11 protein-coding genes and 1 tRNA gene are annotated in these 7,734 nt (G+C 32.0%); 6 read left to right on the forward strand and 6 right to left on the reverse strand.

Going from position 1 to position 7,734, the window contains the following annotated elements:
* The 5 genes from A9G38_RS06735 to A9G38_RS06755 form a co-directional block, all read right to left on the reverse strand.
* On the reverse strand, positions 1–366 hold a 366-nt coding region (locus A9G38_RS06735), incomplete at its 3' end, for a helix-turn-helix domain-containing protein (RefSeq protein WP_065623196.1).
* Positions 367–408: 42 nt separating this feature from the next.
* On the reverse strand, positions 409–732 hold the full coding sequence (locus tag A9G38_RS06740) for a hypothetical protein (protein WP_034915343.1): 324 nt from the start codon (positions 730–732) through the stop codon (positions 409–411).
* Between the two features lie 437 nt (positions 733–1,169).
* Positions 1,170–2,816: a chaperonin GroEL gene (gene groL, locus A9G38_RS06745; protein WP_034915346.1), complete on the reverse strand. Its 1,647-nt coding sequence runs from the start codon at positions 2,814–2,816 to the stop codon at positions 1,170–1,172.
* Between the two features lie 47 nt (positions 2,817–2,863).
* Entirely contained in the window at positions 2,864–3,157 is a 294-nt protein-coding gene (locus A9G38_RS06750) for a co-chaperone GroES (RefSeq protein ID WP_034915350.1), read from the reverse strand.
* A gap of 148 nt (positions 3,158–3,305) precedes the next feature.
* Positions 3,306–3,740 carry an FxsA family protein gene (locus A9G38_RS06755; protein WP_051634351.1) on the reverse strand — a complete coding sequence of 145 codons (435 nt, stop codon included), beginning with the start codon at positions 3,738–3,740 and terminating at the stop codon, positions 3,306–3,308.
* Between the two features lie 158 nt (positions 3,741–3,898).
* On the opposite strand from A9G38_RS06755, the gene A9G38_RS06760 reads away from it, so the two are divergent.
* Positions 3,899–3,974: transfer RNA gene (locus tag A9G38_RS06760), tRNA-Phe, on the forward strand.
* A gap of 205 nt (positions 3,975–4,179) precedes the next feature.
* Here the strand turns inward: A9G38_RS06760 and A9G38_RS06765 are convergent.
* Positions 4,180–5,052 (reverse strand): hypothetical protein, encoded by an 873-nt coding sequence (locus tag A9G38_RS06765; protein ID WP_176713239.1) that lies wholly within the window; start codon positions 5,050–5,052, stop codon positions 4,180–4,182.
* 523 nt (positions 5,053–5,575) lie between these two features.
* Between A9G38_RS06765 and A9G38_RS06770 the strand changes: the two genes are divergently transcribed.
* From A9G38_RS06770 to A9G38_RS06785, 5 genes are all read left to right on the forward strand, one after another.
* Positions 5,576–6,175 carry an inovirus-type Gp2 protein gene (locus A9G38_RS06770; protein ID WP_034915355.1) on the forward strand — a complete coding sequence of 200 codons (600 nt, stop codon included), beginning with the start codon at positions 5,576–5,578 and terminating at the stop codon, positions 6,173–6,175.
* A gap of 273 nt (positions 6,176–6,448) precedes the next feature.
* On the forward strand, positions 6,449–6,772 hold the full coding sequence (locus A9G38_RS06775) for a hypothetical protein (RefSeq protein ID WP_141671749.1): 324 nt from the start codon (positions 6,449–6,451) through the stop codon (positions 6,770–6,772).
* A gap of 119 nt (positions 6,773–6,891) precedes the next feature.
* A complete protein-coding gene (locus A9G38_RS12270; RefSeq protein WP_155266141.1) occupies positions 6,892–7,059 on the forward strand; it encodes a hypothetical protein in 168 nt (55 codons plus the stop codon).
* Complete coding sequence (locus A9G38_RS06780) at positions 7,052–7,237, forward strand: hypothetical protein (protein ID WP_141671750.1); 186 nt, start codon at positions 7,052–7,054, stop codon at positions 7,235–7,237. The genes A9G38_RS12270 and A9G38_RS06780 overlap by 8 nt, the downstream gene beginning before the upstream one ends.
* A 158-nt stretch (positions 7,238–7,395) precedes the next feature.
* Entirely contained in the window at positions 7,396–7,695 is a 300-nt protein-coding gene (locus A9G38_RS06785; protein WP_034885636.1) for an IS3 family transposase, read from the forward strand.
* The last annotated feature ends 39 nt before the right edge of the window (positions 7,696–7,734 follow it).

A 7,734-nucleotide genomic window follows, 5' to 3' on the forward strand; every position in this document is an offset into this window, starting at 1 on the left:
TTTGAATTGTTCATAGCGCGCTTTATTTTGATAAAGATAGTTATAGATTGATTGGACGCTGACTTTCTTTAAACGTGCAGCAATCTGCTCTGGGCTGTAATAAAGCATGAGGTATTTTTCAACTTGACGCCATACCGAAGACTCTATTGCCTTACCATTACCGCTGTTTTTTCGCCTTTTCCTAGCTAGGGTTACCGCATCATGTGCTTGATAGGCTTGATTAGGTTTTGAGTTTCTTTTTATCTCTCGACTTATTGTCGAAGGATGTCTATTGAGTAGCTGGGCTATCTCTTTTTTATTCTTTCCGGCTTGCAATAATACGAAAATCTGGTATCTTTCCTTCCTAGAAAGGTGATTATAATACATAGCAATCTCCAAACTGTGGTGGTGCGAAGGTGCTAGTATAAATCACCTTTCTACTTTCTTCACTCCACCGTGTTTAAAATTGCACTTCATGTTTGAATCCAGGATTGATTGAAGATATTCTTTAAATGTATCGAATTCTTGAATTTTTACCCGATCAATTTCCTTATTGTCAGAAAATTCTAAAATATTAGTAACTTCTTCTACTTTTTGTTCCAGTGAAAGGCTATCTAAAAAAATAACTTTAAAAAAAGTATTTTCTTGAATATTAGCAAGTGGAGTTTCTACTTTTACTTTTTTTTCACGTTGTCTAACCGAATAGTCTTTTTCTTCTGTACTGGCTAATTTTTTTCTTGGAGCTACACCCATTATTTCTTTCCTTAATTGTTTATTTCTATATTCACTTATTATTTAATTACTTTGAATTCTATTTTAAATAAAAAATAAAGTTTGGAACAATAATTTGATCTTATAGAAAAGATAAATTTCATCTTTTCATAATGTTATTATCTATTTAACATCTGATTTTGACAAGTAAAACAGTCATACAAAATCAGAAAATTAAAAAATAAATGATAATCATCAAGTATAGAGCAAGCTTTTTGCTGGTATAACAGATTATTATCTATACTTTATTTAATCGATTAAATATTTAAATTATTATTGGTATTTTTAATTAATTGTATATTTTTATATTGCAGTTATTTTATAAAAAGAATATATAACTAAAAAAAATTCATAAAAAAAACCACTCGCATAAACGAGTGGTTTGTATTGATAAGCTTATTTCGTACTGACGAAAAGAATTACATCATTCCGCCCATACCCCCCATGCCACCCATACCACCAGCAGCACCTAAGTCAGCCTTATCATCTTTAGGTAAATCAGTTACCATACATTCAGTTGTGATCATAAGGCCGGCAACTGAAGCAGCATATTGTAATGCACTACGTGTTACTTTAGTTGGATCTAAAATACCCATTGCAATCATATCACCATATTCTTCAGTTGCGGCATTGTAACCATAGTTACCTTTACCACCTTTAACGGCATTAACAACAACAGATGCTTCTTCACCACAGTTAGTAACGATTTGACGTAATGGAGCTTCCATCGCACGAAGTGCAACTTTGATACCAACGTTTTGATCTTCGTTTGCACCCTTAAGTTCTGAAATAGTAGTTGCGGCACGGACAAGAGCAACACCACCACCGGCTACAACACCTTCTTCAACAGCTGCACGAGTTGCATGTAATGCGTCTTCAACACGAGCTTTTTTCTCTTTCATTTCAACTTCAGTTGCCGCACCAACTTTAATTACAGCAACACCGCCAGCAAGTTTCGCTACGCGTTCTTGAAGTTTCTCTTTATCATAGTCAGAAGTTGATTCTTCGATTTGTTTACGAATTTGTTCAACGCGAGCATTAATTAATGACTCCTCACCAACACCATCAATGATAGTTGTGTTGTCTTTATTGATTACAACACGTTTTGCTTGACCTAAATCTTCAAGAGTTGTCTTTTCAAGTTCTAAACCAATTTCTTCTGAAATTACAGTACCCGCAGTTAAGATTGCAATATCTTGTAACATTGCTTTACGACGATCACCAAAGCCAGGAGCTTTAACAGCTGCAACTTTAACAATGCCACGCATAGTATTCACAACTAATGTTGCAAGTGCTTCGCCTTCAACATCTTCTGCAATAATCAATAAAGATTTACCAGCTTTAGCTACAGCTTCAAGCACTGGTAATAATTCGCGGATGTTAGAGATTTTTTTATCGGCTAATAAAATATATGGGCTATCTAATTCAACAGTTGCAGTTTCAGGTTTATTGATAAAGTATGGCGATAGGTAACCACGATCAAACTGCATACCCTCAACAACATCAAGCTCATCTTGTAAACCAGTGCCATCTTCAACTGTAATAACACCTTCTTTACCTACTTTTTCCATTGCCTGAGCAATTAAAGTACCAACAGTTTCATCAGAGTTAGCTGAAATTGTACCTACTTGAGCAATGGATTTAGAATCAGCGCATGGTGCAGATAATTTTTTAAGCTCTTCAACAGCAGCAACAACTGCCTTATCAATACCACGTTTTAAATCCATTGGATTCATACCAGCAGCAACAGCTTTTAAACCTTCATTAACAATCGCTTGAGCAAGAACAGTTGCAGTAGTTGTACCATCACCTGCTGCATCATTTGCTTTAGATGCGACCTCTTTAACCATTTGTGCACCCATATTTTCGAATTTATCTTCTAATTCGATTTCGCGAGCAACAGAAACACCATCTTTAGTAATGGTTGGTGCGCCAAAAGATTTATCTAATACTACATTACGTCCTTTTGGACCTAATGTTACTTTAACTGCATCGGCTAATACATTAACGCCTTTAAGCATTTTGGCGCGAGCGTCATTACCAAATTTCACATCTTTAGCTGCCATCTTCGTATTTCTCCTAAATTCTGTATATAAATTAAATTAGTTGTCAGTTATGCTTGTACAATCGCTAAAATATCGCTTTCAGATAAGATAAGCACTTCTTCATTATCGATTTTCTCTGTTTTAACGCCGTATCCTTCATTAAAAATTACGATATCTCCTACTTTAACATCTAGCGGCTGTACTTGACCATTTTCTAAAATGCGACCATTACCAACAGCTAAAACTTCTCCGCGAGTTGATTTACCTGCTGCCGAACCAGTTAAAACAATACCACCAGCTGATTTTGATTCTACTTCTTTACGTTTAATGATCACACGATCATGCAATGGACGAATTTTCATTAGTTATCTCCTAGCACTAATTTTTAATTAAGATAATTATTAACAGAAATCATAGAATTATGATTTTTTAATGTAGTGCACAATATATGGGGATTATTTTAAATTCTTCAAGAGAACAAATTTAGAAAAAAGTCTAACTGATTATTTATTAATCATCTTTCTGTTTGAATTCACCCTCAATAATATCACCCTCTTGATAATGCATTTGTGATGAAGAAAATTTTGATCTTATTGGCATTTTTCGAACAATAAATTCCACGATATGATCTTGTACATGGGGTATTAATAAGATTGCACCTAAAATATCAGTTAAAAAACCTGGAATAAGCAAGAAAAAACCGGCAAAAAGCAAAGCTACACTTCTAATTACTTCATTTTTATAGCTTTGATTGTTAGCTATTTTTTGTTGCATAATACTAAGATTTTTCAACCCCTGAGTTTTAACTAACGAGAAACCAAGAATAGATGTTGCAATAATACAAATTAAAGCAAGAAAAATACCAATTGAATTAGCAACAGCTATGAAAAAGGTAAGTTCAAAATAAACATAAATAAAAAAGATAATAAAGCCAACAAATCGCATATATAATTCCTATAAGGATAAAAACATATTATTAAAAATAATCTTTTAATATAAAGATAATTAGCTATTTTTCAACCAAACAATATATATTTTAAAAAAAATATTATAAAAGGGATTGACTGATAATCACTAATCGTGTTTAATGTGCATCCATTGTTGCCCGGATAGCTCAGTCGGTAGAGCAGGGGATTGAAAATCCCCGTGTCCGTGGTTCGATTCCGCGTCCGGGCACCAATCACCAAATTCTAAGACCTGCTTCTAGCAGTTTTTTTTATGCCTAAAGCCTTTTCAAATAAGCCTTTCACCTTGTTTCACTACTCAACCGAATTCAACTGAAATTACCTCAAATCAAGCGGAAAATCGGATACAAACCCGGATACATTTGGTTCGATAATGGCGTGTATCCATAAAATGGCTTTAAAGCCTTTGTTTGTAATGCTTAAGAGAAATTGCTTTTATCTAATTTATGCTGAACTGATTTATAATGCTCACTAATTAATACTTCCAATAAACGTTGTTGACTATATTGGTAATGGTCTAATAATTGGTCTAATTGTTCTTTTATTTTTATATCAAGTTGAACGTTGATTGATTTAACACCTTCCTTCTCTCTAAATTTTTTTTGACTTAAGGCTTTTTTATAATCAATACAAAATACTTTGTGTGTATCTTCGTTACATGCATAGAAATAATCATGGATAATAAAAATAGCATGATATTTTTCCGCAATACTTGTTGGCACTATGTAATTCATATATAGATCATATTGCCAAGGCGATTTATTTTTCAGTTTTGTTAAAATATAGTTCCATGTCCAATTAATTTGTTGTTCATCATCAATTGAAAACTTAAAAGGAACTTTGATTTTTTCAATAATTGACCATGCTGATTTTATATTATTAATCGCTATAAAACGTATGTCATCATTGTTTAATGATGCAATATATTCTTTAACGATTTTCGCTCGCATGTCAGAACTAGATGGGATAAGTTTTAATGGTGTATTGATTAAATCTGTGGCGAGTGGAGGCATTGCCGGAGGGCAAGGGTTTATTCTTATAATATCATCATCTATTTTTACTTGATTTAGCATAATAGATAGCCATGAATAATAGCATAATCTATCATTTTCTAACCAACTAAAGTCATCAATATCTTGCTTACATGAAGCAATCATTTCATTAATAAAATTGTTTAATCCTTTTTCATCATAACGCAAAGATAAAATATATTGATTTAAAAAATCGCAGTATTCTGATGGTGTTCTAATTTTATATCCAGGACGTATGATTGGTCTCCCTAACTTTCGCATGTAATTATCAATATAGCGGTTATATTTTTTACATATATTTAAATTTGATTCTGATATGTATTTTATATTTTGGGGTGGGACAGAATAGTTCATAAATTACTCTTAAATTTTATTTTGATTAATAATTAAACTATCACTAAGTAATATTTATGTAAATAAATAATCTAAAACAAAAAGAGAATCTGTGTTATTAACATAAAATTTTTATGGAAATATAATAATATTATTATCAATAAATGTAGGGGAAAATATAGTTATAATGGTGATCATTAACGCTCATCTCGTGCTTTTAGAGTAATTTTTATTATATGTTTAATCTTAATTGAGCTTTTAAAGTGAAATTTGTTACCTTACTGTTGTTTGAGATAGTGAATTAAGGTTAATTAATATTATTCTATAAAAGAAAATTATTAGATAAATAACACCAATAACAGACTATCTGAGTAAACCATCAGTTACTAAAACAGTAAAAAAATAATCTTGCTCGTTATCAAATAACTCTAATTTGATAACGAGCAACTAAATGCAAAATAAAAATTTTACTATTAATAAACAACTCAATGATCAACTCATTGCACACCTAAATAATCTACAAGATAGATACTCAAAAATTTTACCGATTCGAATCGACATTCATTATGCTAAAGATGATGAGTTCAATACTGATATTGAAACAACCAAAAAAGAAATAATGTACTTCCTCTATCAAGCTATGCAACTTGAACTTGATATTGTAGGGTATGCTGTTGTTATGGAATTTAATCAGAATGAACATATCCATTTTCATTCTGTTTTTTATGTAAATGGTCAAAAAAGACAAAAATACTATCCTATTTACGTTGCACTGGAACGTGCATGGTATGAACTGACTAAAGGTTATTTGTATGATTGTCAGCGGAATAATTATCATATTAATGGGCTAAGGATAATAAATCATCACGATGATGAAGCATTTCGTTCTGTTTGTTATATGCTTAGTTATTTAGCTAAAACAGAACAGAAATCATTTTTTAAAGAGTGTTATAGTGATTGTCTATTTTTAAGTAAAGTCCCGCCTCCAAGTCATCGAGGAAAACCTAGAACACTTGGTTTGAATAAATTTTTAATTTCTTCCCGTATTTAATAACCTCAAAAAAAACATTTCCTTCATTTTGGAAAATCACTATAAATCTTTAAAAGTATGTTTATACAAATAAGTCAACAAAACAGACTAATTGCTATAGATACAATTCATATAAAGGAATAAAAAATGGACAACCATTATGACCTAATACTAAATAAGCTAAAAGTTCATCATAGATCGTTACTTACAAGTTATGGAAAGTTATATCCAGTCAGAATGGATTTTGCCTATCATGACGATGCCTATCAAAGGCAATATGGAATAGATGCGTATATGGATATGTTGAACTTGTCTGATTTAACATTACTTTCCAATCATATTCTTAGCATTGTTTGGGTAATGGCTGTTAATAAACAATACGGCTTTTATTTTCCAACCATGTTGTACTTTAGCTCAGAACAATATGCAAATTATAACGTTATTATGAATTCCGTTACCAATCTTTGGAAGAATGAAACTGATGGATATGGTATTAATGTTGAAAAAAAACTAACTAAGAATGCTTTATCTGAGTTAGCACAACTTTCGTGGAAGAGACATGATCCTCTTCATGCTTTGTATATTAACAACATGCATACTCTCAACCAAATTAATTGATCGTTTATAACGATCAATCAGATCTTAACTGATCGTTATAAACGATATGACAGAGCACAATATATTTCTAATAATAATGATGTATTTTAATTCAATAATAATTTAAGGAGATAAATAAAATGGCTAAATCTGATTGTGGCGAATGCAATGGTACGGGAGTCATCCCTTGTTCATTAGAATATGGCGGTGAACCCCATCCCGAAAATTGCCCTGTATGTGGTGGGGATGTTAATTTTACATTTCCATGTCCAGAGTGTTCGGAGTATAAAGATGACTATTATGAGTAGAGTTAAATGGTTGGGTAAAAAACTTTACCAAGTAGGAGACTTTACAGTGACAAAAGTACTTCCCGCAGTTATTGTAAGTTCTGCTAACTCCATTTTAAATTCAGATAAAGCAACAGATGAGCAAAAAGCAAAAGCTAAGAAAAGCTTAGCTCGTTATGAAAAAAACAAGAAGTATTAGTAATAAATGAGGTTCCTGTTCATAATTCTGTGTCATTTCCTCTTTTGCTACACAGTTTACCTAAATGACACAAAATATTGAACTGGATCGGCTACACTAAATCATACAACTTTTTTAAGGGGTAAGGTAAACTTATCACAATTAAAAAAGGAACAAATATGAATAAGATTAAACGCAAAAGACGAACATTCACAGATGATTTTAAACACCAAATGGTCAGTCTTTATCAACATGGTAAATCACGTAGTGAAATCGTTGCCGAATATGATTTGACACCATCAGCTTTGGACCGTTGGATAACGCAAGCAAGCCAAAGCGGCTCATTTAAAACAAAAGATAATCGCAGTCCACAAGAACAAGAGTTAATCGCATTGCGTAAAGAGCTTAAACAACTCCGTATGGAAAACGATATTTTAAAGCAAGCAGCACTGATAATAGGACGAAAATCGCTATCCTAAAAGCAAATCGACATCGTTATAGCATAACAAAGCTATGTC

Origin of the sequence: Gilliamella sp. Imp1-1 (genome assembly GCF_001690415.1) — a bacterium.
Classification (GTDB): Bacteria; Pseudomonadota; Gammaproteobacteria; order Enterobacterales; family Orbaceae; genus Gilliamella; species Gilliamella bombi.